Raw genomic sequence first — 25,248 nt, 5'->3', positions numbered from 1 at the left:
CCGGTATCTTTTCTTTGTGACGCTGGCCTGTGCGCCGCTGGCTGCGCAGGAGCCGCCTCCGCAACCGAGCCTTCCGCCGCCGGCGAATCTTCCGGCACTGCCTTCAGGAGCCAGGGCCCAGGTGCAGCCGCAGTATGTTGTTGTGCTGGATGCAGCGCATGGCGGCAACGATACCGGCGCGCGCCTGAATGACAAGCTTCTCGAAAAAGATGTTGTGCTTTCCCTATTCACCAGGTTGCGCGCGGCGCTTGCTTCGAAGGGGATTCAGGTAGTGGCGACGCGCGATTCCGATGCCACTGTCTCTCTGCAAAATCGTGCCGAGACTGCGAACCATGCGATGCCCGAAGCCTGCATCACGCTGCATGCGACGGCGACGGGAACCGGCGTGCATCTCTTCACGTCGTCGCTTGCTCCTGCGCCGTACTCGCGCTTTCTGCCGTGGCGCAGCGCGCAGTCGGCGTATGTGACGCAGAGTCTGCGGCTGTCTTCTGAGATCAATTCGGCTCTGGGGCACGCGGCTGTCCCTGTCATGCTGGGCAGGACATCGCTGCAGCCGATGGACAGCTTTGCCTGTCCCGCGGTCGCAGTAGAAGTCGCGAACGGAAAGAACGTTCCGCTGAACGATGAGGGATATCAGAAGAAGATTGTGGATGCGCTGGCTGCAGCGCTGGCGCAGTGGAAGAATGACTGGAGGCAGCCATGATTCCACGCGTGCAGCGAATTCTTTTCTGGGTGATGCTGCTGGCCGGCGTCATCATGGCTGTGGTGCTGATCCGCCTGAGGGAGCGCGCGCATGACCGCCTGATGGCGGCGGCGGACAGTCTTCCGCCAAGCGCGCCGCTGAATGCTCCGGTAGAAAAGATATCGCTGCTGGTGGCGAATGATGCGGATGGCTCGCTGATTCCGGTGGAGCGCAGCTTTCCCATGCCGAAGGAGCCGAATGCGCGGGCGCGCGTGCTGCTGCAGAAGCTGATTGAAGAATATGCCGCGCCGAAGTCGCCGCATCCCATTCCGAATGCACTGGGCATGGATGAAGTGTTTCTGATGCCGGTGCCGCAGCAGAAGGGGCAGATGGCGGTGGTGAACCTGAACGGCGCGTTTGTCGATGCGCATCCGTCAGGTATTGAGCCGGAGACGCTGACGCTGCTCTCGATCATCGAAACGCTGCATGCGAACCTGCCGCAGATCACCGAAGTGCGTTTCCTGGTGAATGGCCAGCAGAAGGACACGCTCGCCGGACACGCCGACCTGACGCGCGTGTATGAGACGGCGGTGAGTCATTGAGGATCGGCGTCTTTGATTCAGGAGTCGGCGGGCTGACGGTCCTACGCGCGCTGCTCAGACAGCTCCCCGCTGCAGACTACATTTATCTTGGCGATACGGCGCGTTTGCCTTATGGGTCGAAGTCGCAGACGACGATTGCGCGCTATGCAGTGTCGAGCGCGCATTTTCTGGTGGAAGAGCAGCGCGCTGAGTTTCTTGTCATCGCGTGCAATACGGCGAGCGCGCTGGCTCTCGATGCGATCAAGGCTGCGGTCTCTGTTCCTGTGCTTGGCGTGATTGAGACAGGAGCGAATGCCGCGCAGGCGAGCTCGAAGTCAGGTGATGTTCTGGTGATTGCCACCGATGCGACGGTCCAAAGTCACGCGTATGCGAAGGCGTGCAGTGAGCGCGGGCTGCGCGCGTATGAGAAAGCCTGTCCGTTGTTAGTGCCTCTGGTCGAAGAGGGATGGATCGAGCATCCGGTGACAAAAGAAGTGCTTCAGATTTATTTGTCTGAATTGCAGGAGCACGCAAAGAAAGAGCAGATGACGCCGGATACGCTCGTGCTCGGGTGTACGCACTATCCGCTGCTGCGCGCGCAGATCGAGCGTACGGCGCCTTCGCTGCGCGTGATTGATTCAGCGGATGTGACGGCGGAGCAGGTGGCTGTCGCGATCAATGGAAAAAAATTGACGGGCAGCAGCCAGCGGCAGTTCTTCGCGACGGATTCCGTCGATAAATTCCGCAAGCTGGGGACGCGTTTCCTGGGCGAGGCAATTGATGGGGTCACGCTCGTAGACCTTGGCGGCTGATATCCTGAATAGTTTTTGGAGGAAGAGATCATGTTGAATCTTGAAGGACGCGTTGCCGTTGTTTTCGGCGTGGCGAACAAGCGCAGCATTGCGTGGGCCATTGTGCAGAAGCTGCATGAAGCGGGCGCGAAGCTCGCCATTGGTTACCAGAATGAGCGCCTGAAGGCCGAAGCTGACAGCCTGATCGCGGAACTGCCGGGCGCAGAGGCCTTTCAGTGCGATGTGTCGAGCGATGCGGAGATTGAGCAGGTCTTCGAGCAATTGAAAGAACGCTACGGCAAGCTGCATATCCTGGTGCACAGCGTTGCTTTTGCTCCCGGGGAGGAGCTGAAGAACGACTTTGTTCAGACCACACGTGAGGGCTTCCGCGTGGCGCATGACGTGAGCGTCTATTCACTGATTGCGCTGAGCCGCGCGGCTGCTCCGCTTATGACGGAGGGCGGCAGCATCCTGACGATGACCTATTACGGCGCGGAGAAAGTTGTTCCGCACTACAACGTGATGGGTGTGGCCAAGGCCGCACTGGAGGCTACGGTGCGTTATCTCGCGGCGGATCTCGGAAAGCAGAACATTCGTGTCAATGCCATCTCAGCGGGGCCGATCAAAACGCTCGCCGCGCGCGGTATTGGCGGGCTGGGAGACATGCTCAAGGCGCATGCTGAGCGCTCTCCGCTGGGGCGCAATGTAGAGCAGTCAGAAGTTGGCGGCGCGGCGCTGTTTCTTGCTTCTGATCTCGCGAGCGGTGTGACCGGCGAAACCGTCTTCGTAGACTGCGGCTATAACATCATGGGCTTTTAGTTTTATCCTGCCGCAACACATCGCATCTATGGTGATGGAATGCCTGTTTACAAATACAGTGTGCTCAAGGGTGATCCTACATCTGGAAAATTGTCTCCGGATGCGCATCCGCATTATCTGATCAATGTGGATGCGGGCGGGAAGACATACCAGGTTGCGGTGAATATCGAATCGACAGACGGCTCGCAGGTTCTTTATTTCATCAACGAGAACTTCACGCCTCCCGATGCAGATGCGCTCGATGGCCTTTCCGCTGGCATGACGCAGCTGACAGCACAGGGCAATCCGGCAGTCGATTATGTGCGCAGCACGGCGAATGGGCAGCCGATTGTGACCCAGTCTGAAATGCAGTTGCTGCCTCTTCCCGGGCAGACCAATTCGTCGAACCTGCAGAATGCCGTGATCCAGTTTCTGAACCAGGCCATTGCCGATCAGAACGGCACCATCTACGCTTTCGGCAGCCAGTACACAGAAGGCACAGGCATCCACGACATTCACATGAACCAGGGGAATCCTCCCGGCAGCTATGAGAAAGATAACGGCATCTGGCAGGATGGATTGCTGGTCTTCGAGATGCCGGCGAGCAACACGTGGGCAGCTATCTTTATCGCGTTCCAGACGGAGTCGTGGAATACGGATAACAACGGAAATCCTGCCTGAGCAGATCACGGTAGTCGCGGCTGGACGCTTTCATCTTTAAGCATGACTCCGGAACGGCCTGCCTTTTTCGCGGCCAGCATCAGGTGGTGCAGCTTGTCGGCTGCAGCTTCGTAGCTCAGTCCTCCAGGGCGGATGTTTGAGATGCAGTTCCTGTCTGCGTCCGTGCAGCCGATGTGCGGCTGGTAGGTGAGATAAACACCAAGGCTGTCAGGAGAGCTCAGCCCGGGGCGTTCGCCGATGAGCATGACCGTCATCTCTGCTTGAAGCAGCTCTCCGATCTCATCGCCTAATGCTACGCGCGCCTGAATCGCGATGAGGATGGGTGCGATATTCCATTTCTTGAGACGCGGAGCGATTTCGCGCAGCAGAGGGACGGCATGTCTCGCAGGTGCGATTGCGGAGAGACCGTCAGCAATGATGAAGACAGCGGACGGCGGTTCGCGCCGATTTATAGAGAGCAAACCAGTGCGACTGTCATTGCTCAACTTCCGGCCGAGGTCCGGGCGGCGCAGATATTCAGCACGGTCGCGTGCCGCGCTTTCTACTGCAATTGTTTCGAAGCCCGACTCTTTCAGATCGCCGGCGAGATGATCTATGTCGAGTGCAGCATGGACGGCATCGCGTGCCTGAGCGTGTGCCAGTGTGAATTCGAGGACTTCACGCGTGGGCAGGCTGTCACCTGCGCGTCCCAGTGCGAGGCGCGCACCGGTGAAGCGGCGCAGCTCTGACCACGGATTGCGGATGATTTCGCTCATGCGCTTTCAAGCAGTCTCGCGGCGCTGGGCGGCAGGCGGTCGGCGAGACGACCAGCGCGATCAGTGATGCCTATCTTCTCAAGCCACGCTTCGAACTCAGGAGCTCGTTTGAGGCCGAGCACACCCCGCACGTAGAGCGCGTCGTGAAACGACGTGCTCTGATAGTTGAGCATGATGTCATCGGCTCCGGGCACTCCCATGATGAAGTTCACGCCGGCGACGGCGAGCAGAGTCAGCAGAGTGTCCATGTCGTTCTGGTCGGCCTCAGCGTGGTTGGTGTAGCAGATATCGCAGCCCATGGGCAGACCGAGCAGCTTTCCGCAGAAGTGGTCTTCGAGTCCGGCGCGTGTGATCTGCTTGCCGTCGTATAGGTATTCCGGTCCGATGAAGCCGACAACGGTGTTGACCAGCAGCGGACTGAAGGCGCGGGCCACGGCGTAGGCGCGCGCTTCGCAGGTCTGCTGGTCAATTCCATGATGTGCTTCGGCGGAGAGCGCGCTGCCCTGTCCGGTCTCAAAGTACATGACGTTGTCGCCGATGGTTCCGCGATGGAGTGAGAGCGCAGCTTCGCGCGCTTCTTTCAGAAGGCCCAGGTTGATGCCGAAACTTGCATTGGCTTTTTCCGTTCCTGCAATGGATTGAAAGACGAGATCGACGGGCGCTTCCTGTTCGATGGCCTGCATGGTGGTGGTGACATGCGCGAGCACGCAGGACTGTGTCGGCACTTCATAGCGCTCACGGAATTTGGCGAGCATCTCGAGCAGATTGATTACGGCAGAGAGGCTGTCGCTTGCGGGATTGATGCCGATGACGGCGTCGCCTGCGCCGTAGAGCAGGCCGTCGAGCATGGAAGCGGCGATGCCCTTTGGATCATCGGTCGGATGATTGGGCTGGAGGCGCACGGACATGCGGCCTTCAAGACCGATAGTGTTGCGGAAGCGCGTGATGACGCGGCATTTCTGCGCAGCGAGAATCAGATCCTGGTTGCGCATGAGCTTCGAGACCGCGGCGGCCATCTCCGGTGTAATGCCGGGGGCGATGCGTGAGAGCGTATTTGTATCCGTCGCGGTGCTTAATAGCCAGTTGCGGAAGTCGCCGACGGTGAGATGGCTGATTTCAGCAAATGCTGATTGATCATGCGTGTCGTGAATGAGGCGCGTGACTTCGTCTTCTGCGTAGGGAATCAATTCTTCTTCGAGAAATTTTTTGAGCGGGACTTCTGCGAGAGCCATGCGCGCAATCATGCGCTCTTCCTCTGATTCGGCGGCGACGCCGGCTAGCTCGTCCCCCGAGCGCGCAGGACTGGCCTTGGCGAGCAGCGTCTTCAGGCCGTCGAAGCGCCATGTGCGGCTGCCGTAAGTATGCGTGTAAGCCATGCGTTGAGGTGATTTTATGATGATGCGCTGGCCGGTTGTTAGCAGTAAAACAGGATGTAGACAGACTACAGCTTTGGATGTAGAGTGTCTACATCCTATGAAGCTACGAAAAGAAATCTACAAAAATCGCATGGAACTGCTGCAGGGCACGCTAGACATGCTGATTCTGGAGACGCTGCAGTGGGGCGCGCAGCATGGCTACGGCATCAGCCAGGCCATCCGTGCGAAATCGGGCGAAGTGCTGCAGGTGGAGACGGGGTCGCTCTATCCGGCGCTGCATCGCATGGAGCGGCAGAAGTGGATTGATTCGGAGTGGCGGCAGACAGAGAGCAACCAGCGGGCGAAGTTCTATCGCATCACGGCAAAGGGTAAGGAGCAGCTCGCGGAGAGCCGGAGCCGCTGGGAGCTGATGGTGGCGGCGATTGGCGGTGTGTTAGGTGCTGAGTAATCCTCGCATCTCTTCGAGAGTTGTGAGATTACTCAGCAAAAAGTAGGTCCTTCGCTGCGCTCAAGATGACAAATTGAGAGAGGGAACATGTCGATGCGTTGGTGGCGGAAGAAAGACGAGCTAGATGAAGAAGTGGCAGCGCATCTGCGCATGGCGGCTGCGGATCGCGTAGAGCGCGGAGAAGACACGGCTGCGGCAAGGCGGCATGCAGAGCGTGAGTTCGGCAATGTCGCTCTGGTAAAAGACGCGACGCGCGAGGCGTGGGGATGGGTGTGGTTTGAGAGACTGCTGCAGGATGTGCGCTATGCGCTGCGGCAGATGCGGAAGTCTCCGGGATTTGCGGCGACGGTGATTGCAACGCTGGCACTGGGGATCGCCGCTCCAGCAGCGATGTTTACTGTGGTGGACCGGACGATGCTGCGGCCGCTGCCTTATAAGGATGCGGGGCGGCTTGTGAGCATGTATTTTGGCAAACCCGATGTAATTCCAACAGGACCATCACAGCCGCCATATCTCGACATCGCGGAGTGGCGCAAGTGGAGCAGGAGCTTCGAATCGATCGGGTATTACAACTGGGTGAACGGGCGCAATTTTCTTGAAGGCAAGACGGGCACGCAGCAGGTGGCCTGGTACTCTGTCAGCTCCAACATATTTGAGGTGCTGGGCGTGGCTCCGGAGATCGGCCGGGATTTCCGCGCGACGCCGGAGAGTTTCGCCAAAGGCGCCGATGCGAACTCAATCGTAATCAGTGACAGCGCGTGGCGGGGGATGTTTGGCGGCGATCCCTCGATTCTGGGAAAAACAGTCAAGGTGAGTGGCAAGCCTCTGGTGGTAGCAGGAGTGATGCCGCGCGGTTTCTCATTTCCTTTGGAGGAGAGCCCACAGGTATGGACGCTGCAGCAGCTCGGCAACGAGGATCGGGTGCGTAGCGACCAGACGCCAAAATATAACGTGATAGCGCGCCTGAAAAAGGGAGTGAATGCTGAACGCGCACAGGCTGAACTCACGACTTTGCAAAAACAGATTGCAGAAGGGTATGTCGATCTGCAGACAAGGCGGGAAAGCTCGTCGGTGGTCGTGCGGAGTTATGTTTCCTCGCTGGTAGATAAGGACACTACCAAAGCGCTGCTGGCCCTGCTGTCCGCGGCGGGCGTGCTGTGGCTGATTGCCTGCGTGAACACGACGAACCTGCTGCTGGCGCGGGCCATGGTGCGAAGGCGCGAGATTGCCGTGCGCGGCGCACTGGGCGCAGGCCGCGCGCGCATTATGCAACAGTTCGTGGTGGAAGGTCTGCTGATGAGCGTGATGGCAAGCGTGATTGGCGGAACACTCGCATTGCTGGCCATCAAGATATTTGCTTATGCGATTGCGCACAGCGGCCTGCCGTTTGCCGTGCCTGCGGGTCCTGACGCGCGCATTGTGGCGGCGCTGCTGGGACTGACGGTGGTCTCGGCGCTGGCGTCGTCGATATGGCCGGCATGGATGTCGGCGCATGCTCCAGTGGAGCCTGCCTTGAAACAGGGCGGGTTGCAAGGTGGTGAGGCTCAGGGGCACAACCGTCTGCGCAGTGCGCTGGTGGTGGTCGAGGTTGCGCTATCGCTTACGCTGCTGGTTGGCTGCGGCCTGCTGCTGCGCACGATCTATGCGCTGCGGCATACGCCGCCGGGGTTCCGCACGGATCACATCATTGTGGCGAACCTGAAGATTCCCGGATATAAGTTTGCAGGAAAGAATCTGGCTGAGAACCTCTATCTGCCGCTGGCGGAGCGAGTGCAGCACTTGTCCGGAGTTCAGAGTGCCGGGCTGGTCTCCGAGGTGCCGATGGGGAACACCTTCTGGTTGCAAATGTCACTGATGGGAAAGCCAGGTGTGACAGGAAACCGTGCAAGAGTCCTCGCCAAAGTTGATTCAGTAAGTTCCGGTATACAGAAGGTCTTCGGTTTCAGGATGGCGGTGGGCAGGTTCTTTAATGAACAAGACACCGCGACTTCGACTCCGGTTGTGGTGGTTAACCGAGTATTCGTGCATGAATATGCACCAGAAATCCAGGATATGCGCAAGGCGATCGGCATGAAACTGCTGACGTTGCACAAAGGGGAGAATCCGACGCAGATCGTCGGCGTTCTGGATGACTTTCACCAGTTCAGTGTGGCAGCAAAGCCGCCACCGGAAATCTACGTCTTGATGTCACAGATGACGCCGGACAGTGGCTTTTACGATGCCATTGAGGGCATTGCCATGGATCTTGCGGTGCGCACGAACCGCAATCCGAAGGCGGTCATTCCGGAGCTGCGCGAGGTGCTGCGGCAGGCTGATCCGGCGCTGGCGGGGAGCAACTTCACAACCATGGACCAGGTGGTGGAGGATTCGTTTGGCAGCCAGAAGCTAGCGGCGCACCTGCTTGAAATTTTTGGCGGATCGGCACTGTTGTTGTGTGTTGCAGGGCTGTATGGGCTGCTTGCTTACGTGGTTTCGCAGCGCACTAGAGAACTAGGCATCAGGCTGGCGCTTGGGGCACAGCGCGGCGATCTTGTCTGGATGGTGCTGCGGCAGGCCTCTGTCATGCTTGTGACCGGCGTGGTGATTGGCTTAGGTCTGGCGCTGGCTTCTGGACGCCTAGTGCGGAGTTATCTCTATGGCGTGAGCGCGCATGATGGCTGGACGCTGGCCTTTGTGGCTTTGATTCTGCTTGTGGTCGGGCTGATGGCGGCTTATCTGCCTGCGCGTCGTGCGGCGATGGTTGATCCGATGGAGGCGCTCCGGGCTGAGTAGGACTGCGCGTCCAGCGGGTTGCGGCTTCGCCGCCTTCCTTTGGTTCGAGTGAAGTGCTTTCCCACCCTATCGCACAAAATCGGCGCGATAGGATGGGGCACCCAGTGTTGTTGGCTTGTTGAGAAACTGCAGGTCCTTCGGCTCCTCTTTCACTCCGTTCAGGATTTGCTCAGTGTGACAGCGTATTTGGGTTGCTTCATAACTGAGCCCTGTGCCCTGAGGACTGTGGCCTAGTACGCCTGCAGCTGCTCGACAGGCAGGCGTACCTGGAAGCAGGTGGCTCCGGGCTCGGACTGCACGCGGACGTAGCCGCGGTGTTTGCGTACGATGCGCTGCACGGTGTCGAGTCCGAGTCCGAGACCGCTGCCTGGTGCCTTCGTGGTGAAGAAGGGCTCGAAGATGCGATCCTGCAGCTCAGGCGGAATGCCCGGGCCGTTGTCCCACACTTCGATCAGGAGCATGTCGCCGGAGGGCTGCACGCTGAGCGTGATTTTTCCGTGGTCGTGGATCGCGTCGAGCGCGTTTTCGAGCAGTGCCATCCATACCTGGTTAAGCTCGCTGGCGAAGGCGTTGATATGCGGCAGATCATCTGCGTAGCGGCGCTCGACTTCGACGTGTTGCAGTCGTGACTGCAGCATGGTCAGCGTGTTTTCGAGACCCTGCGATATGTCGACCTCCTGAATCGGCGCCTGGTCCATGTAGGAGTAGTCCTTGATGGCGCGGATGAGGTCGAAGATGCGCGCTGTGGAATCGAGCATGGCGTTGGCCATGTTTTCCGCGCGCAGCGATGAGGCGAACTGCGTCAGCACAACGGCGAGCGCAGAGGAATCGAGAAATGAAGCCAGCGGTTCGAGCTGCTCAGGTATTACGCCGGATTCGGCCAGCTCTGGCGAAATTTTCCAGGGCGATTCAATCTTGTGCTGACGCATCCAGGCGAGGATGGCGTCTTCTTTTGCGGCGAATTCGGCGGGATTCGCATCGCGGCTACGTGTCTGGATGCGGATGGAATCCTGCCATTTACGCACCTGCGAGAGATGCTCGTCGGAAAGACAAAGGCTCCCCAGGCGGTACTTCTCGTGTCCGTAGACGTGCAGCTCGTCGAGCAGCCCGGAGGCTGCGCGCTGCGCGGCAGACGCTGGATTGTTCAGCTCATGCGCAAGGTTACCGGCGAGCTTGCCGAGAGCGTTCAGCTTTTCCGCCTGCTGCTCCATGCGCGTGACTTCGCGCACGCGGTCAAGCAGAACGCTTACGCAGCGCTGCGACATGGAGGGCACAGCCTTGAGCATCTCGGGGAAAATTTCGCGCGGATACATGAGCGCCCACGTGGGCGCGGCGGTATAGCCGTGGCCGCCGTAGGTCTTCATGCGTGAGAAAGGCAGCAGCCCGGAGAGCTGGCCGGAACGCCCGATCCAGAGCGCAGATGCGGGGCCATGCTCGCGGCGGACGTGAACTTCGCCCTTGAGCATGATGCTCATGTCATTAGCAGGCTCGCCTTCGCGAAAGAGGGTGGTGCCGGCATCGACAAACCATTCCGCTCCATTTTTTGCCAGCCATTCGTATTCGTGTTCCTCCATGCCGTTGAGTGCTGCCACGCGTTTCAGCGCGGCGATGATCTCGGGCAGGGGGGTGGGGGTCTTGATCAGATTATCCGCGGCAGGTGCAATGCTGGCTGTATTCATGTAAGGCCCTTACCTAAACTTGATGGTACATCTTAGACGATGGCCCGTTGAAGAAGCGTCAAGAATCTGTTGAACTGCGCTAATTTGCATGCGGACGCTGCATTTCGATCTTTCGATCGGGCATGGCGTCGATGAGAGTATTGAGCTGCGTGATGGAGACCGGTGCAGTGCTATGTAATTTGATGCTGCCATCTTCTCCGAGGAGCAAGACAGAAAATTGATTTTCCGGCACATGGAACCGCGCACGGGCTGATGCTGCTTCTTTCTGATCGAGCAGCTGATAGGGCGTGTCGAGCGGCGGCTGGTAGCCTTCGGCCTTTGCAATTACGGGCAGAAATAAAACGAAACGATCCATCATATCGTCAGCAGCGCTGTCGAGCGTGGACTGCTGCTTGAGCAGGCGCGGATCTTTTGGCGAAGGGCTGAAGACCACAAGCGGGCGATAGCAATGGCGCATCTGCGTAAGAGAAGCTGGGCGCACCGCGCAATTGGAATGTGCCTGTGCGAGCGCCGGCATAGACGCAAATAGAAGTATGGCGAGAGGGAGGAGTCGTATCGTCATAATTCTCAGATGGTTGTGAAAAACCCCAGGTCGGCGATGCGACCTGGGGCACCACTTTCTTACAAGTTATAGTTTACGCCTGTACGGTTTCAGGCTGCGCTGCGGGCTGCGGAGTGCCGTCCTTTACCGTGACTGGATCGAGGAAAGGCATGGAAGCACGCAGCTTTGCGCCCACTTCTTCAATCGGATGCTTTGCTTCCTGCTTACGAATTTCATCGAACTTCTTGCGGCCGGTTTTGTTTTCTTCGATGAAGGCTTTAGCGAAAGTGCCGTCCTGAATCTCCGCGAGCAGCTTCTTCATGGCGGCGCGAGTCTCGTCGGTCACAATGCGCGGGCCGGCGGTGTAGTCGCCGTACTCGGCGGTGTTCGAGATGGAGTAGCGCATGTAGGCCAGGCCGCCGCGATACATGAGGTCGACGATCAGCTTGAGCTCATGCAGGACCTCGAAGTATGCAAGCTCAGGCTGGTATCCGGCTTCGACGAGCGTTTCAAATCCTGCCTTGACCAGGGCGGCTGTTCCGCCGCAGAGAACGGCCTGTTCGCCGAAGAGGTCGGTTTCTGTCTCTTCTTTGAACGTGGTTTCAAGCACGCCGGCGCGGGTGCAGCCGATGCCCTTGGCATAGGACAGCGCCAGGGCGAGCGCGTTGCCGCTGGCATTCTGCTCGACGGCGACCAGAGCAGGCGTGCCGCCGCCTTCGACAAAGACTTCGCGCACGCGATGACCGGGGGCTTTGGGTGCGGCGAGGAAAACGTCGACACCTGCAGGCGGCTTGATGGTGCCGAAGCGGATGTTGAATCCGTGAGCGAAGGCAAGCGCCTTGCCGGGCTTGAGGTGCGGCTCGATCTCTTCGGAATAGACTTTCGCCTGTGTCTCATCGGGCGTGAGGATCATGACGACGTCGCCCCACTCGGCTGCATCGGCAATGGAGCTGACTTCAAGGCCCACCTTCTTTGCCTTGTCGATGGACTTGCTGCCGGCAGGCAGGCCGACGCGCACATGAACACCCGAGTCCTTGAGGTTGAGCGCGTGGGCGTGGCCCTGCGAGCCGTAGCCGATGATGGCAACTTTCTTCTGCTGGATCAGTGAGAGATCCGCGTCGTGGTCGTGGTAAGTCTTCGCCATTCTTGTTTTTCCCTTTGCAATAATTAGTAGATTCTTTGTTACTTGAAGTATTTCTTCGCAAGAGCGTCGAGCTCTTTACTGTGATAGAAATCGATGCACTTCATCATGTTGAAGGAAGTATCGGCCATACCTTCGTAATGGCGTGCGAGAAACTTGCGTCCAAGTTGAGTCGCTTCGGTATAGGCCTCCAACGGACCTGCGCCCAATTCAAGATAGCCGGATGCAGAGGCACTGGCGTCTTTTTTTACTTCATCCGAAGTGTAGGCGCTAGCAATACAACTGCTTAACGCATAATTTTTGAACATGACTGCTGGCGGATATTTGGGAGATGCAGAATTCTGACCATGTGCACTCAAGCTGAGATTAGCGAGCAGTAGCAGTGCAGCAACCCGAAATTTCATGATAGCCGCCATAGGAAAGCCTGAGACGCTTTTGGGAAATAGCAGTGATCCGAACAAATAGAACCATTCCAGAGTGTGATGTGCCCTGTTGCATCGATCCATCCGTGGACCTCGAAAGCCAAAAAACCTCTTTCACCGTAAAAATTCTCCTGTGATGGATGTTGTACCGTTTTGTCGGGGTTACCAAAAATGCCTCGGAGGAATTTCATCATATCCGCTACGCGAAAAATATAAAGCTTCTTATCCCCACCAGACACTGTAGTCCAAGGCCCTTTATGTATGGGCACTCCGGAATAATTAAGCACATAGCTCATACGTGTCGCGCAGGCATTTGTAAAGCCTAAAGCCGGGTCCCTTTGTCCGAGATCGAAGTTCTCTTTGACTATTCCTCCAATTTTGTTGCCCACATAGGTAAGACTTCCATCGCCATATATTTCCGTAAATTTCGTCCAGGCTATTGCAAATGGTGGTCTTGGGTGAGGCATTTGGCATTCCTTTGAATATGATCTAATTCCCCATTTGGAAGTCGACGAAATTCTTGCTGTCAAGCGCCGGCTGCAGGCTGATAGCCAATAAATGATTGGAAGAATCTCCGCTATTTATGCTGTATTTGCTGATCCATCCTTTGAATGAATAAGTGCAGATTGCATCTTGCTGGTTCTCATCCTGCCAAAATTCAACCTTGATATCTTTCATCTTGTCTCGCGTCACGACATTTGCCATATCAAAGAGCTTTTTTAGAGTGGCATAAGGCATATTAGTTGTGTCATGCACATCGACAACACATTCGATTGCACAACGAAGGGTTCCCATTTGCGGTAGGCCAGTGTGATCGTGATCTGTAGAGATTCCGAAATGAGCCGAGATGGCGTTGAACTTATTACCATCGATTGTCACGGTGGTTTTAAAGGGCTGCGCCATGTTTTTCTCCTCGCCTGATTGTAGAAGAAATAAGTCGCGATCGTTTTATAACGAGTTCGACTTATCTTCAAAAGTCGGTGCCGTTACATTCGGCTCCAGCATTTCCGGCTCATGCACGCCGGCGATGCGCATGGCGTCGAGGACGCGGTTAGTATGGCGTCCGCGGCGCATGACCATGCGGCCGGTGCGCGCAACTTCGAGAATCTCGTCGCCGCTTTCCATCAGCACCTGAATCAGTCCTTCGATCTTGCTGGAGACGCCGGTGATTTCGATCATCAGCGAATCGGGCGCGAGGTCGACGATGCGCGCGCGGAAGACTTCGACCAGCTCGAAAATGTGCGAGCGCGTCTGCGGCGTGGCCGCGACTTTGATCAGCGCCAGCTCGCGTGTGACGCAGGCGAACTGGCCAACGTCATCGACCTCAAGAATATTTTCAAGCTTGTAGAGGCTGGCCGTGATGCGGTGGCCTGCTGTCGGCGACGCATCGGCAACGATGGTCATGCGCGAGACGCCCTGCCGCTCCGAGCTGCCGACGGTGAGCGAGACGATGTTCACGTTCAGGCGGCGGAAGAGCGAGGCGACGCGGGTGAGCACGCCGGGCTTGTCTTCAACGAGTGCGACAAATGTATGTAGCATGGTTACAAATCTTTCTTATGCGTCTTCCGCGGTTTCGATCAGAGGGTTGTCGGGGCGGCGGATCATCTCGTGCAGCGCCTTGCCCTGCGGAATCATCGGGTAGACCGAGTCCTCCTTCTCGACATGGAAGTTGATCAGGAACGGTCCTTTCAACTTGCGCGCTGTTTTAACTGCTGGCAGAACTTCTGCGCGCTTCGTGACTGTTACGCCAGAGATGCCGTGCGCGTCGGCGAGCTTAGCGAAGTCAGGGCTCAGAATGGGCGAGGAGGCATAGTTCTTCTCGTAGAAGAACTCCTGCCACTGGCGCACCATGCCGAGAAAGCCGTTGTTGATGACGGCGATATTGATGTCGATATTCTCCTGCGCAATGGTGGAGAGCTCGGAGGCGGTCATCTGGAAGCCGCCGTCGCCGGCGATGACCCAGACTTCTTTTTCCGGGCAGGCGATTTTTGCGCCGATGGCCGCGGGCAGCGCGAAACCCATGGTGCCGAGTCCGCCGGAGGTGACAAGCGTGCGCGGCGCATCGTGCTTATAGTATTGCGCCTCCCACATCTGGTGCTGGCCTACATCGGTGACGACGATGGCCTTGCCGCCGGTCGCGTTCCAAAGATCATTGATAACGTGCGCGGCGTAGAGGTGGCCGTTGTCGGGCAGGTTGGTGATGTCCTTGACGGAGCACTCGCCCTTCATAGCGTTGATCTCTTTTACCCAGGGAGAATTCGGCCGCGAGGCCACCTGCGGCAGCAGGATTTCGAGAACCTGTTTCAGATCGCCGATGAGCGCGACGTCAACCTTTACGTTCTTGTTGATTTCTGCGGGATCGATCTCGATGTGAATCTTCTTCGCGTTCGGCGCGTAGGTAGCGAGCGTTCCGGTGACGCGGTCATCGAAGCGCATGCCGCAGGCGATAAGCAGGTCGGCTGTCTGGATGGCGTTGTTGACCCACGCTTCGCCGTGCATGCCCATCATGCCCAGGGACAATTCGTGTGAAGCAGGGAAGGCGCCGAGGCCGAGGAGCGTGCAGGCCACGGGAATTTGCATGCGCTCAGCGAGCGTGCGGACTTGTTCATATGCTTCGGACTGGATGATGCCGTGTCCGGCGAGGATGACGGGGCGCTTTGCTTCGCGGATGAGGCGCGCGGCGTCGGAGATCGAGTCGGCGTTGTGGCCCTGCATCGGGTGCGGGCGATAAGCGCGCGGCGCAGCGGCTTCGAAGTCGAACTCGGCGAGTCCCTGCTGTGCGTCCTTCGTGATGTCGACGAGCACCGGGCCGGGGCGTCCCGATTTCGCAATGAGGAAGGCCTCTCGCAATGCAGGCGCAATATCTTCCGTGCGCGTGACGAGATAGTTGTGCTTGGTGATAGGCAGTGTGATGCCGGTGATGTCGACTTCCTGAAAAGCATCGGAACCGAGCACTTTGCTTGAAACCTGTCCGGTGATGCAGACGATGGGCACCGAGTCCATCATGGCGGTGGCCAGGCCAGTGACCATGTTGGTAGCTCCGGGGCCGGAGGTCGCCATGGCCACGCCGACGCGGCCGGATGCGCGCGCGTAGCCGTCAGCCATGTGCGTGGCTCCCTGCTCATGGCGCACGAGGATGTGACGGATGGGGAATTTCCGCATCGCGTCATAGATAGGCAGAATGGCCCCACCGGGGTAGCCGAAGACATCGCTGACGCCCTCGCCGACGAGCGTGGCCCAGACAATTTCTGAGCCGGTAAGGCGGGTGGCGGGCGATGGTGAGTCGTTTTGTGAGCTGCGGCTCATGAGTGGTGACTCCTTAGTAGTTGTGTCAGCGCCGGAGTGAAAAGCAGGTCCTTCGCTCTGCTCAGGATGACAACCTGAAAAACTAATTCGTAACTGCGCCTAACGATGCCGAGGAAACTGTGTCGGTGTATTTGCGGAAGACGCCACGCTTGAACCTTGGCTCGGGCGCTTTCCAGTTTTGTAACCGTGACTGTAACTCTTTCTCGGTGATCTCCACATCGAGTTTCCTGTTGGGAATATCGAAGTGGATGATGTCGCCTTCGCGGATGGCCGCAATCGGGCCGCCGTTCGCGGCTTCCGGCGCAACGTGGCCAGCCATGAGTCCGCGCGTAGCTCCAGAAAAGCGGCCGTCAGTAAGCAGGGCTACGGTTTCTGAAAGCTCGGGAATGCCGGCGATGGCGGCGGTGACCTGAAGCATCTCACGCATGCCGGGGCCGCCGCGCGGACCTTCATAGCGGATGACGACCACTTCATTCGGTTTGATATTTCCTGCATCCACGGCGGCGAAGGCATCCTCTTCGCAATCGAAGACGCGCGCCGGTCCGCGATGTTCGAGGCGCTTGTGTCCAGCGACTTTAATCACGCAGCCTTCGGGAGCGATGTTGCCTCTGAGAATGACGAGTCCGCCAGTGGACTTGATGGGTGCATTCACCGGATGAATCACATCCTGATCGGGAGCCTCGACCGCCTGCGCTGCTTCCTCTGCGAGCGTGTGTCCGGTGACGTTGATGCACTCGCTGTGCAGCAGGCCTGCCTCGATGAGGCGCTGCGCGAGAAGGCGGCTGCCGCCTGCATTCTGGTAATCGGCGGCGACGTACTTGCCGCCCGGTTTCAGATCGCAAAGCAGCGGCGTCTTCGAGCTGATGCGGTCGAAGTCATCCACGGAAAGATTAATGCCGACTTCATGCGCGATGGCGATGAGGTGCAGCACTGCGTTGGTCGATCCGCCGGAAGCAGCGACGCTGGTGATGGCGTTTTCTAAAGCTTTCTGAGTGATGATCTGGCTGGGACGGATGTTTTTGCGCGCGAGCTCCATGACAAGCGAGCCGGCCTTGCGCGAGGCTGCGTGCTTTTCCGCTGAAAAGGCGGGCACGCCAGACAAACCAATAGGCGAGATACCAAGAAATTCGCAGGCCATGGCCATGGTGTTCGCGGTGAACTGGCCGCCGCATGCTCCCGCGCCGGGACAGGCATTGGCTTCGACAGCTTCGAGTCCGGCATCGTCGAGCTTTCCGGCAGAGTGCGCGCCGATGGCTTCAAAGACATCCTGAACCGTGAGGTCTTTTCCGTTGAGATGGCCGGGGGCGATGGAGCCACCGTAGATCATGAGTCCGGGAATGTCGAGGCGCGCGAGCGCCATCACGGTTCCGGGCATGTTCTTGTCGCAGCCTGCGATACAGACGAGGCCGTCGAAGAGATTGCCGCGCGTAACGAGTTCAACAGAGTCGGCGATGACTTCGCGGCTGATAAGCGAGGCCTTCATGCCGTCGGTGCCCATCGTGATGCCGTCGGAGATGGTGATGGTGTTGAACTCCATCGGCGTGCCGCCTGCATCGCGAATGCCCTGCTTCACGGCTTCAGCAATGGTGCGCAGATGGAAGTTGCAGGGGCCGATCTCCGTCCACGTATTGGCAATGCCGATGATGGGCTTGTGCAGATCGTCTTTGGTGAAGCCGATGCTGCGCAGCATGGCGCGCGCCGCAGCGCGGCTGGGGCCTTCGGTGAGCGTTACGCTGTTCTTTTTTGCTTCGTCCTTGCCGTTCAGGCTCAATGTACTCGTCTCCTGTTTTATGGTCTGGGCGCGAGCCAGAATTCCTCGTTGTGGGTTTGCTCGAATGTGTCGAGCGCTGCGGCATGGCGCAGTGTGAGGCCGATGTCGTCGAGGCCTTCGAGCAGACAGTAGCGGCGGAAGGGATCAATCGAGAACTTCGCCGAAAATCCCTGATCGTCTTTCACGGTTTCGTCTTCGAGCGAGACGTGGAGTTTGTAGCCTTCGGTTTTTGCAGCGCGGTCGAGCAGCGTCTGCACCTGATCTTCCGGCAATGTGATTAAAAGGATGCCGTTCTTGCCTGCATTCGAGTGGAAGATGTCGGCGAAGGTCGGCGCGATGACGCAGCGGAAGCCAAAGTCGGAGAGCGCCCATGCGGCATGCTCACGCGATGATCCGCAGCCGAAGTTTTTTGCGGTGACGAGAATCTGCGAGCCTTTGTAGCGTGGCTGGTTGATCTCGAAGTCCGGGTCCTGCCGCCAGTCGAAGAAGAGAAACTCGCCGTATCCTGTGCGCTCGATGCGCTTCAGAAACTGCTTGGGGATGATCTGGTCAGTGTCGACGTTGACGCGGTCAAGCGGCGTGACGACGGATGTGAGTGTACGGAACGGCTGCATTATGCCAGCACCTCCTCGCCTTTGAATTCCCATTGACGGATATCGGTGAAGTGGCCGGTGACGGCTGCGGCTGCGGCCATCTGCGGGCTGACGAGATGCGTGCGCCCGCCTCGTCCCTGGCGGCCTTCAAAGTTGCGGTTGCTGGTGGAGGCGCAGCGCTCGCCCGGCTGGAGAATGTCGGGGTTCATGCCCAGGCACATGGAGCAGCCCGGTTCGCGCCATTCGAACCCTGCTTCAAGAAAAATTTTATCGAGGCCCTCTTTTTCCGCCTGTGCTTTCACCTGGTGCGATCCGGGAACGACCATGGCACGCACTTTGGAATTGACGTGATAGCCGGTGACGACTTTAGCGGCGGCACGCAGGTCTTCAATGCGCGAGTTGGTACAGGAGCCAATAAAGACGCGGTCGATGGCGATCTCTTCGATGGCTTCACCGGGCTTCAGCGCCATGTATTCGAGCGCGCGTTCGAAGGCGCGGCGGTCGGCCTCTGATTGCGTAATGGCTGGATCGGGCACATGGTCAGTGACCGGAACCACCATGCCGGGGTTCGTTCCCCAGGTGACGTAGGGGACAATCTCTTCGGCGGGAATCACAAGCTCGCGGTCGAACGTTGCATCGGGATCGGATTGCAACTTGCTCCATTCGGCGACGGCTTCGTCCCATTGTGCGCCTTGCGGAGCGAAGCGGCGGCCTTTCAGGTAAGCGAAGGTCGTTGCATCGGGAGCGATCATGCCGGCACGCGCGCCTGCTTCGATGCTCATGTTGCAGATGGTCATGCGGCCTTCCATGGAGAGCGAGCGGATGGCCGAGCCGGCGTATTCGACGACGTGGCCGGTGGCGCCGTCGGTGCCAATGCGTCCGATGATGCCGAGCACGATGTCCTTTGCGGTGACGCCTTCAGGCAAAGCACCTTCGATGGCGATGCGGAAGGTCTTCGGCTTCGATTGCGGCAGGCATTGTGTTGCCATCACGTGCTCGACTTCAGAGGTGCCGATGCCGAATGCGAGTGCTCCGAATGCTCCGTGCGTGGAGGTGTGCGAGTCGCCGCAGACGATGGTCATGCCCGGCTTGGTGAGTCCTAATTCTGGTCCTATAACGTGGACGATGCCCTGGTTCGGTGATTGCACGTCGTACAGCTCGACGCCGAATTCTTTGCAGTTCTTGCGCAGCGTCTCGATCTGTTTGGCAGCGATGGCATCCTCGATGATGAGGCGGTTCGCTGTGGTCGGCACGTTGTGATCTACAGTGGCCACGGTGCGGTCGGGGCGGCGCAGCTTGCGTCCGGCCAGGCGGAGACCGTCAAAGGCCTGCGGCGATGTGACCTCATGCACGAGATGCAGGTCAATGTAGAGCAGTGCAGGCTCGTTTGCGGGTTCAGCGACGAGATGCTGCTCCCAGACTTTTTCAAAGAGTGTTTTTGGTTCGGACATCATTTACTCCAAATCTTCTTTGAAGGGGCACGACTTTAGTCGTGCCGTAAATCCCAATTCTCAATGGAGCTTCAGCCCCTGAGGGAATCTATACCTCGGCGACTTAAGCCGTGGAGGCTGACCGCGTTATGGCACGGCTGAAGCCGTACCCTTCAAAACAAACTTCGATACAACCTAAACTGCGTGCAGGGCCTGGCGCTTGTCGATCAGCTCGTTCAAAACTTCGTGCACCTGCTTGCCCATCTCCTGCGTGGAGAGAACCATCTTCTTGTCCTGAGCGGTGCGCGCGAGATCCGGCGTGCGGTAGCCCTGCTCCAGGACTTTACGCGCCGATGTTTCGATTGCTGTTGCATCCTGCTCGAGGTTGGCCGAGTGCCGCAGCAGCATGGCCGCAGTCAGGATTGCTCCCAACGGATTGGCGATGCCTTTGCCCGCGATGTCTGGGGCTGATCCGTGGACCGGCTCATAAAGATTTACCTTGCCGCCGATGGTCGCCGAGGGCAGCATGCCGAGCGATCCGGTGATGACGGCTGACTCATCAGAGAGGATGTCGCCAAAAAGGTTTTCGGTCAGAACCACGTCATAGTTGCGCGGGGTGTTCATCAGGTGCATCGACATCGCGTCCACGTACTGATGTTCGAGCGTGATGCCGGGATAATCCTTTGCAACTTCCGTCACGGTTGCGCGCCAGAGCTGCGAGACTTCAAGCACATTGGCCTTGTCGACGGAGGTGACTTTCTTCCTGCGCTTCGCAGCTAGATTAAAGGCAACACGCGCCACGCGGACCACCTCATCGTGGGTATAGCGCATGGTGTTCCAGGCTGCGCCGGCTTCGCGGTCCCACTGGCGCGGCTCTCCGAAGTAGAGGCCGCCGAGCAACTCGCGCACGAAGATGATGTCTGCGCCGTCGATGACTTCGGGCTTGAGCGGTGAGTTCGATGCGAGCGCGGGATGCGCGAAGGCAGGACGCAGGTTGGCGAATCCGCCGAGCGCCTGGCGAATTTGCAGCAGGCCGGCTTCGGGGCGCTTATCCGGCGGAAGGGAATTGAACTCGTTGCCGCCGACAGCGCCGAGCAGGACGGCATCGCTTTCGAGGGCGGCGTCGAGCGTGGCGGGCGGCAGCGGCGTTCCCTGTGCCTTGATGGCGACACCTCCGATGAGCGCGTCGCGAAATTCGAAGTCATATCCGCCGAGCTCGGCGACCGAGCGCAGGATGCGCGTGGCTTCACTGGTGACTTCGGGGCCGATGCCGTCTCCGGCGAGAATGAGAATCTTCAGCTTCATCTTTGTGTCTTCTCCACCATTTCTTTCCTTGTCATTCTGAGCCCTTCGGCTTCGCTCAGGGTAAACTCCGCGAAGGACCTGCTGCTCTCAGGGAATCAGGCTTCGCCTACAGGCTCGGCAGAGATCAGGTCCTCATTGCGCTTGTGGTGCGCGACGAGGTTGATCAAATCCTGGTCGTAGATGGACTTCTTCCTGTCCGCAAGCTCAGTGAAGGCATGGTATGCGGCATCAAGGTCCGCCGAGTCGAGCTGGTATCCCAGTTCGTTCAACCGTGAGCGCAGCGCATGACGTCCCGAGTGCTTGCCGAGAACCATGCGGTTTGTCGGAACACCCACTGACGCTGGCGTCATGATCTCGTAGGTCAGCGGGTTTGAAAGCACTCCATGCTGGTGAATGCCCGCCTCATGCGCGAAAGCGTTGCTGCCGACAATGGCCTTGTTCGGCGAGGGCGCAAAGCTGATGACCTTCGCCAGCTGCTGGCTCGCCGGGTAGAGCTTGCTGAGCTCAAGCCCATGCTGAACAGGGTAGTGGTCGCGCCGCACGCTGAGGGCCGCGGCGATTTCTTCAATCGCTGCATTTCCGGCGCGCTCGCCGATGCCGTTGATGGTGCACTCGATCTGACGCGCTCCGCCTTCAACGGCGGCGAGAGAATTGGCGACTGCGAGTCCGAGATCGTTGTGGCAGTGCGAGGAGAAAGTGACCTTATCTGCGCCGGGAACACGCTCGCGGACGGCGCGGAACATGGCCTTGTACTCGTCGGGCACGGTATAGCCGACGGTGTCAGGCATGTTGATGGTGGTGGCTCCCGCCTCGATGGCAACCGAGACGATCTTGCACAGGAAATCAATATCTGTGCGGGTTGAATCTTCGGGGGAGAACTCCACGTCATCGACATAGGTGCGGCCGAGTGCGACCGCCTTCGCTGTCTGCTCGAGCGCCTCTTCGCGGCTGATTTTCAGCTTGTACTGGAGATGAATGTCCGAGCTCGCGAGAAAGATGTGGATGCGCGCTTTCCCGGCGGCCTCAAGGGAGGCAGCGGCGCGCTCAATGTCTTCGCGCCGGGCGCGGGCAAGCGAGGTGATGACTGGCTTGCGAATCTCCCTGGCAACGGCCTGAATAGCGGCAAAGTCGCCGTCGGAGGAGATGGCAAAGCCCGCTTCGAGGATATCGACGCCCAACTCTTCGAGAGCATGGGCCACAGCAAGCTTTTCCGGCTGGGTCATGCTGCAGCCGGGCGACTGTTCGCCGTCGCGCAGGGTCGTATCGAAGAAAAGAAGACGCTCTTGAACCATAGGGAGTGACCTCAAAATCTGTTGGACTTAAGTGTCGCAGAAGGATGGATATAATTCAAATTTCTAATTTCTTGAATTACCATAATTTCTAGTTATGATGTGTTGGCGGGAGTAATCGTTACCAATCGTTCATTATGGAATTATCTCAATTAGAAACCTTCCTCACAGTTGTGGCCGAGCGCAGCTTTTCCCGCGCTGCTGTACGTCTTCACCGGACACAGCCTGCCGTCAGCCAGGTGATTCGAAAACTCGAAGAGGAATTAGGGGAGCCTCTCTTTGAGCGAGCCTCGCGTGATGGGACGCTGACTGCCGCCGGCGAAGTCCTGCGCGAATATGCCGAACGGCTGCTGCGCCTGCGCACTGAGGCGGCGAGCGCGCTTGAGGAAGTGCGTTCACTGGAACGTGGCCGTCTCACGCTTGCTGCCAATGAGTACACCTGCCTGTATCTGCTGCCGGTGCTGGATGAGTTCCGCAGGCACTGCCCGCAGATTTCGATCGGAGTACAGCGTTCGCTGGCCAGCCGCATTCCCGACCAGGTGCTGGGCCGCACGGTAGAGATGGGCATCGTCTCTTATCGCCCTGAGGATGAGCACTTGAGCTCGATTGCCGTGTACTCGGATGATCTTGCGTTCATTGTGCATCCTCGGCATGCCCTGGCTCGGGAGAAGCGGATCCAGATCAAAGATCTTGGAGCGGAAAATTTCGTTGCGCATAATGTGGCCTCGCCCATGCGCCGCCGCGTGGAGGACTCCTTCGCAAAACACAAAACGCCTTTGAATATTGGCGTGGAACTGCCCAGCCTTGAGGCAATCAAGAGATTTGTGGCCAGTGGAAACGGCGTGGCCCTGGTTCCGGCGCTGACGGTGCAGGCGGAGGTCGAACGCGGCGAGTTGGTCATCGTCGATGTGCCGGAGCTGGCCTGTATCCGCCGGCTGTGGCTGGTGTATCGCAGGCAGGGGAGCTTGTCGTATGCGGCGCTCGCCTTTCTGCGCGTGGTGCGGGCGCTTTCCCGGGAGAAGGGCATGCCTTTTCTCTATGACGAGAAAGGTGATGGAGCGTCTAAACAGCTTAAGGCAGAACCGGGGCTACTGTGACTTCTTGAATTTCGCGCAAGGTCGCCGCTTCCTGATGGCCGCGTCGACTTGAGCAGTGTTGTTTCGGGGTACATCAACCCTGGTTCTGCTATTGCTGATAGCTGTGCAAATGGCTTTCGGCAGGTACAATTGCGGAGTGGGTCTGATTCCGGTCTCACAACACTTTACAATTTGACGAGCCCGAGGGGCAGTGTGCCTGCGGCGCTTTTTGATGCAGGCGAGAGGTTCTTAAACGGATGAAGAGAATTTTGTTGTCTTTGGCGTTGCTGCCGATGCTGGCAGCAGCTGGGTTTGCGCAGGAAAGCAGACAGGATGTCAGCCTGAGTCTGGCAGGGCTGATTCCTCCACACGTGGTTGGGAACACGGTACAGCAGGATGGGACTATCGGCATCTATGGAGTGCTGGCAAGCTACCGCTACATGTTGACGCCGCGCAGCGCGCTGGAACTGAACTACCAGTACAACCAGGATGTGCAGAAGTACATCACCAGCTTCAACTTGATCCACGTGCATACCCGCATGCAGGAAATCTCCGGCGCCTACGTTTACAACTTCACCTTCAGGAACTTCAACCCATTTGTTGAGGCGGGTGTAGGTGGCTATATCTTTGGCCCGATCAAGGACCAGAAAACTACCGACCTCGATGCCAAGCAGAGCACCAATGTGGGAGCTCTCTATGGTGGAGGCATCGCCTATGAGCTGAGCCCCAGCTGGGATATTCGCGCCGAATACCGTGGCATCATCATGAAGGCGCCAAATTTCGGACTGGAACAGTACCGCACCAACCGCTACTACAACATCAGCAATCCGACGATCGGTATTGCCTATCACTTCTAGATCCTGAAAGATCCTGTAAACAAAGGCCTCCGGAATTGCGGAGGCCTTTGTTCGTTGCCGCTTTTTCCAGGCATAGAGACAGGCTTTGAGGGGTGGCGCGGACACATTCCGGAACTGCGGCAGTTTGCGCGTGACCTGGATGTTGAGAGCTGCCGGCCACAGACTGCACCAGCAATGCTCCTCCTCTGGGAAATGCAAATGATTGTGTTTCGTGATTGCGCCAGGCGCAGGGGAGGAAAGGCAGAGCGAAGGCGAGAAAATCTGTCGAGTAGTGCAGCGAAAGGGAGCCGCGTTTCCAGCGGAGAATAGTCTGTCCCCTAGAAAGCGAAGGCCCCGCATCGAGCGGAGCCTTTCCTGGAGCGAAAACGACGCTAGAAGATGCGGTAGGAGGCACCTATGCTGAAGCCGTTGGGGGTGAGCCCATGGCTGGGGTTGGGATAAGTGAACACCGCGCCCGGAGCGGAAGGCCATATCTGATATTCATAGTCGCCGCGCACCGACCAGTGGCGGTTCAGGCGATATTCAGCAGTACCGCCGGGAGCATACGCGAAGTAGCTGCCGCTGCCGATTTTGTTCGGGTAGGTAACCCAGCCGCCGCCAAGCAGAAGTTTGGCATATAGTGACAGGCCCTGGAAGCGAAACGCCCGGTAACGTGGCCCAGCCAGGTAGTTGTCCTCGGTCTCTCCGGCCGGCTGGTTAAAGCGCAGCCAGCGACCTTCAGCTTCCACGCCCAGATTTGTCAGAAAAATATGGTCCAGATCACCGAAGGCTGCTATGCCATTCAAGCGGGTTGACCCATAGTCCGGGGCGAAGTTGGAATATTCCGCGCCCACGGAAAGCCTCATTCCCCCGCCAATTGTGGCAGGGGAAACCTGGGCGAAAGTAAGGACGGGAGTCAGGAGAAAAGCTAAGCCGACAAGTTTTTTGATCACGCGCGATCTCCAAAAAAAGAAT

25 protein-coding genes are annotated in these 25,248 nt (G+C 58.3%); 9 read left to right on the top strand and 16 right to left on the bottom strand.

Translation table 11 applies throughout. The annotated features are described in order from the left end of the window. Positions 1-16 precede the first annotated feature (16 nt). The 5 genes from AC5S16_RS13740 to AC5S16_RS13720 are packed head-to-tail and all read left to right on the top strand — an operon-like array spanning position 17 to position 3,533. Positions 17-703 carry an N-acetylmuramoyl-L-alanine amidase family protein gene (locus AC5S16_RS13740; RefSeq protein WP_493930649.1) on the top strand — a complete coding sequence of 229 codons (687 nt, stop codon included), beginning with the start codon at positions 17-19 and terminating at the stop codon, positions 701-703. Next, positions 700-1,284 carry a GerMN domain-containing protein gene (locus AC5S16_RS13735; protein ID WP_493930648.1) on the top strand — a complete coding sequence of 195 codons (585 nt, stop codon included), beginning with the start codon at positions 700-702 and terminating at the stop codon, positions 1,282-1,284. The genes AC5S16_RS13740 and AC5S16_RS13735 overlap by 4 nt, the downstream gene beginning before the upstream one ends. After that, positions 1,281-2,075: a glutamate racemase gene (murI, locus tag AC5S16_RS13730; RefSeq protein ID WP_493930647.1), complete on the top strand. Its 795-nt coding sequence runs from the start codon at positions 1,281-1,283 to the stop codon at positions 2,073-2,075. The genes AC5S16_RS13735 and murI overlap by 4 nt, the downstream gene beginning before the upstream one ends. 30 nt (positions 2,076-2,105) lie before the next feature. After that, positions 2,106-2,873 (top strand): enoyl-ACP reductase FabI, encoded by a 768-nt coding sequence (locus AC5S16_RS13725; RefSeq protein WP_493930646.1) that lies wholly within the window; start codon positions 2,106-2,108, stop codon positions 2,871-2,873. A 39-nt stretch (positions 2,874-2,912) separates the two neighbouring features. After that, complete coding sequence (locus AC5S16_RS13720) at positions 2,913-3,533, top strand: YukJ family protein (RefSeq protein ID WP_493930645.1); 621 nt, start codon at positions 2,913-2,915, stop codon at positions 3,531-3,533. 5 nt (positions 3,534-3,538) lie between these two features. Here AC5S16_RS13720 and eutC read toward each other — a convergent pair whose 3' ends face one another. Both eutC and AC5S16_RS13710 read right to left on the bottom strand, forming a co-directional pair. Next, the gene (gene eutC / locus AC5S16_RS13715) at positions 3,539-4,288 is read right to left on the bottom strand and encodes an ethanolamine ammonia-lyase subunit EutC (RefSeq protein WP_493930644.1); all 750 of its coding nucleotides are present in this window, start codon (positions 4,286-4,288) and stop codon (positions 3,539-3,541) included. After that, on the bottom strand, positions 4,285-5,664 hold the full coding sequence (locus AC5S16_RS13710) for an ethanolamine ammonia-lyase subunit EutB (RefSeq protein WP_493930643.1): 1,380 nt from the start codon (positions 5,662-5,664) through the stop codon (positions 4,285-4,287). The genes eutC and AC5S16_RS13710 overlap by 4 nt, the downstream gene beginning before the upstream one ends. A 97-nt stretch (positions 5,665-5,761) precedes the next feature. On the opposite strand from AC5S16_RS13710, the gene AC5S16_RS13705 reads away from it, so the two are divergent. Together AC5S16_RS13705 and AC5S16_RS13700 are read left to right on the top strand one after the other, a co-directional pair. Beyond that, complete coding sequence (locus AC5S16_RS13705; protein WP_493930642.1) at positions 5,762-6,112, top strand: PadR family transcriptional regulator; 351 nt, start codon at positions 5,762-5,764, stop codon at positions 6,110-6,112. An 87-nt stretch (positions 6,113-6,199) separates the two neighbouring features. Further along, positions 6,200-8,884 (top strand): ABC transporter permease, encoded by a 2,685-nt coding sequence (locus AC5S16_RS13700; protein WP_493930641.1) that lies wholly within the window; start codon positions 6,200-6,202, stop codon positions 8,882-8,884. 230 nt (positions 8,885-9,114) lie between these two features. Here AC5S16_RS13700 and AC5S16_RS13695 read toward each other — a convergent pair whose 3' ends face one another. From AC5S16_RS13695 to AC5S16_RS13635, 13 genes are all read right to left on the bottom strand, one after another. Then, positions 9,115-10,563, bottom strand: coding sequence for an ATP-binding protein (locus AC5S16_RS13695; protein ID WP_493930640.1), 1,449 nt, complete (start codon positions 10,561-10,563; stop codon positions 9,115-9,117). 79 nt (positions 10,564-10,642) lie between these two features. Next, positions 10,643-11,125, bottom strand: a complete 483-nt coding sequence (locus AC5S16_RS13690; protein WP_493930639.1) for a DUF4174 domain-containing protein — start codon at positions 11,123-11,125, stop codon at positions 10,643-10,645. A gap of 73 nt (positions 11,126-11,198) precedes the next feature. Beyond that, positions 11,199-12,248, bottom strand: coding sequence for a ketol-acid reductoisomerase (gene ilvC / locus AC5S16_RS13685; protein ID WP_493930638.1), 1,050 nt, complete (start codon positions 12,246-12,248; stop codon positions 11,199-11,201). 38 nt (positions 12,249-12,286) lie between these two features. Continuing rightward, positions 12,287-12,649, bottom strand: a complete 363-nt coding sequence (locus AC5S16_RS13680; protein WP_493930637.1) for a T6SS amidase immunity protein Tai4 family protein — start codon at positions 12,647-12,649, stop codon at positions 12,287-12,289. Next, positions 12,646-13,134 carry a type VI secretion system amidase effector protein Tae4 gene (locus tag AC5S16_RS13675; RefSeq protein ID WP_493930636.1) on the bottom strand — a complete coding sequence of 163 codons (489 nt, stop codon included), beginning with the start codon at positions 13,132-13,134 and terminating at the stop codon, positions 12,646-12,648. The genes AC5S16_RS13680 and AC5S16_RS13675 overlap by 4 nt, the downstream gene beginning before the upstream one ends. Before the next feature lie 22 nt (positions 13,135-13,156). Beyond that, on the bottom strand, positions 13,157-13,570 hold the full coding sequence (locus AC5S16_RS13670; protein WP_493930635.1) for a hypothetical protein: 414 nt from the start codon (positions 13,568-13,570) through the stop codon (positions 13,157-13,159). A gap of 45 nt (positions 13,571-13,615) precedes the next feature. Further along, on the bottom strand, positions 13,616-14,206 hold the full coding sequence (ilvN, locus tag AC5S16_RS13665; RefSeq protein ID WP_493930634.1) for an acetolactate synthase small subunit: 591 nt from the start codon (positions 14,204-14,206) through the stop codon (positions 13,616-13,618). Positions 14,207-14,221: 15 nt separating this feature from the next. After that, positions 14,222-15,973 (bottom strand): biosynthetic-type acetolactate synthase large subunit, encoded by a 1,752-nt coding sequence (gene ilvB / locus AC5S16_RS13660; RefSeq protein ID WP_493930633.1) that lies wholly within the window; start codon positions 15,971-15,973, stop codon positions 14,222-14,224. A gap of 82 nt (positions 15,974-16,055) precedes the next feature. Next, positions 16,056-17,738, bottom strand: a complete 1,683-nt coding sequence (gene ilvD / locus AC5S16_RS13655; protein WP_493930944.1) for a dihydroxy-acid dehydratase — start codon at positions 17,736-17,738, stop codon at positions 16,056-16,058. Positions 17,739-17,761: 23 nt separating this feature from the next. Next, entirely contained in the window at positions 17,762-18,358 is a 597-nt protein-coding gene (leuD, locus tag AC5S16_RS13650; RefSeq protein ID WP_493930632.1) for a 3-isopropylmalate dehydratase small subunit, read from the bottom strand. Next, positions 18,358-19,788 (bottom strand): 3-isopropylmalate dehydratase large subunit, encoded by a 1,431-nt coding sequence (gene leuC, locus AC5S16_RS13645; protein ID WP_493930943.1) that lies wholly within the window; start codon positions 19,786-19,788, stop codon positions 18,358-18,360. The genes leuD and leuC overlap by 1 nt, the downstream gene beginning before the upstream one ends. Before the next feature lie 174 nt (positions 19,789-19,962). Then, complete coding sequence (gene leuB / locus AC5S16_RS13640) at positions 19,963-21,072, bottom strand: 3-isopropylmalate dehydrogenase (protein ID WP_493930631.1); 1,110 nt, start codon at positions 21,070-21,072, stop codon at positions 19,963-19,965. A gap of 95 nt (positions 21,073-21,167) precedes the next feature. Next, positions 21,168-22,364, bottom strand: a complete 1,197-nt coding sequence (locus tag AC5S16_RS13635) for a 2-isopropylmalate synthase (RefSeq protein WP_493930630.1) — start codon at positions 22,362-22,364, stop codon at positions 21,168-21,170. Between the two features lie 134 nt (positions 22,365-22,498). Between AC5S16_RS13635 and AC5S16_RS13630 the strand changes: the two genes are divergently transcribed. Together AC5S16_RS13630 and AC5S16_RS13625 are read left to right on the top strand one after the other, a co-directional pair. Then, positions 22,499-23,458, top strand: coding sequence for a LysR family transcriptional regulator (locus AC5S16_RS13630; protein WP_493930629.1), 960 nt, complete (start codon positions 22,499-22,501; stop codon positions 23,456-23,458). Positions 23,459-23,694: 236 nt separating this feature from the next. After that, positions 23,695-24,294, top strand: a complete 600-nt coding sequence (locus AC5S16_RS13625; protein WP_493930628.1) for an outer membrane protein — start codon at positions 23,695-23,697, stop codon at positions 24,292-24,294. Positions 24,295-24,665: 371 nt separating this feature from the next. On the opposite strand, the gene AC5S16_RS13620 is transcribed toward AC5S16_RS13625, so the two are convergent. After that, positions 24,666-25,226, bottom strand: a complete 561-nt coding sequence (locus AC5S16_RS13620) for an outer membrane beta-barrel protein (RefSeq protein ID WP_493930627.1) — start codon at positions 25,224-25,226, stop codon at positions 24,666-24,668. Between the last annotated feature and the right edge of the window lie 22 nt (positions 25,227-25,248).

This window comes from Acidobacterium sp. FHG110202_01, assembly GCF_059115305.1.
This window is presented reverse-complemented; position numbering and strand designations above follow the sequence as displayed.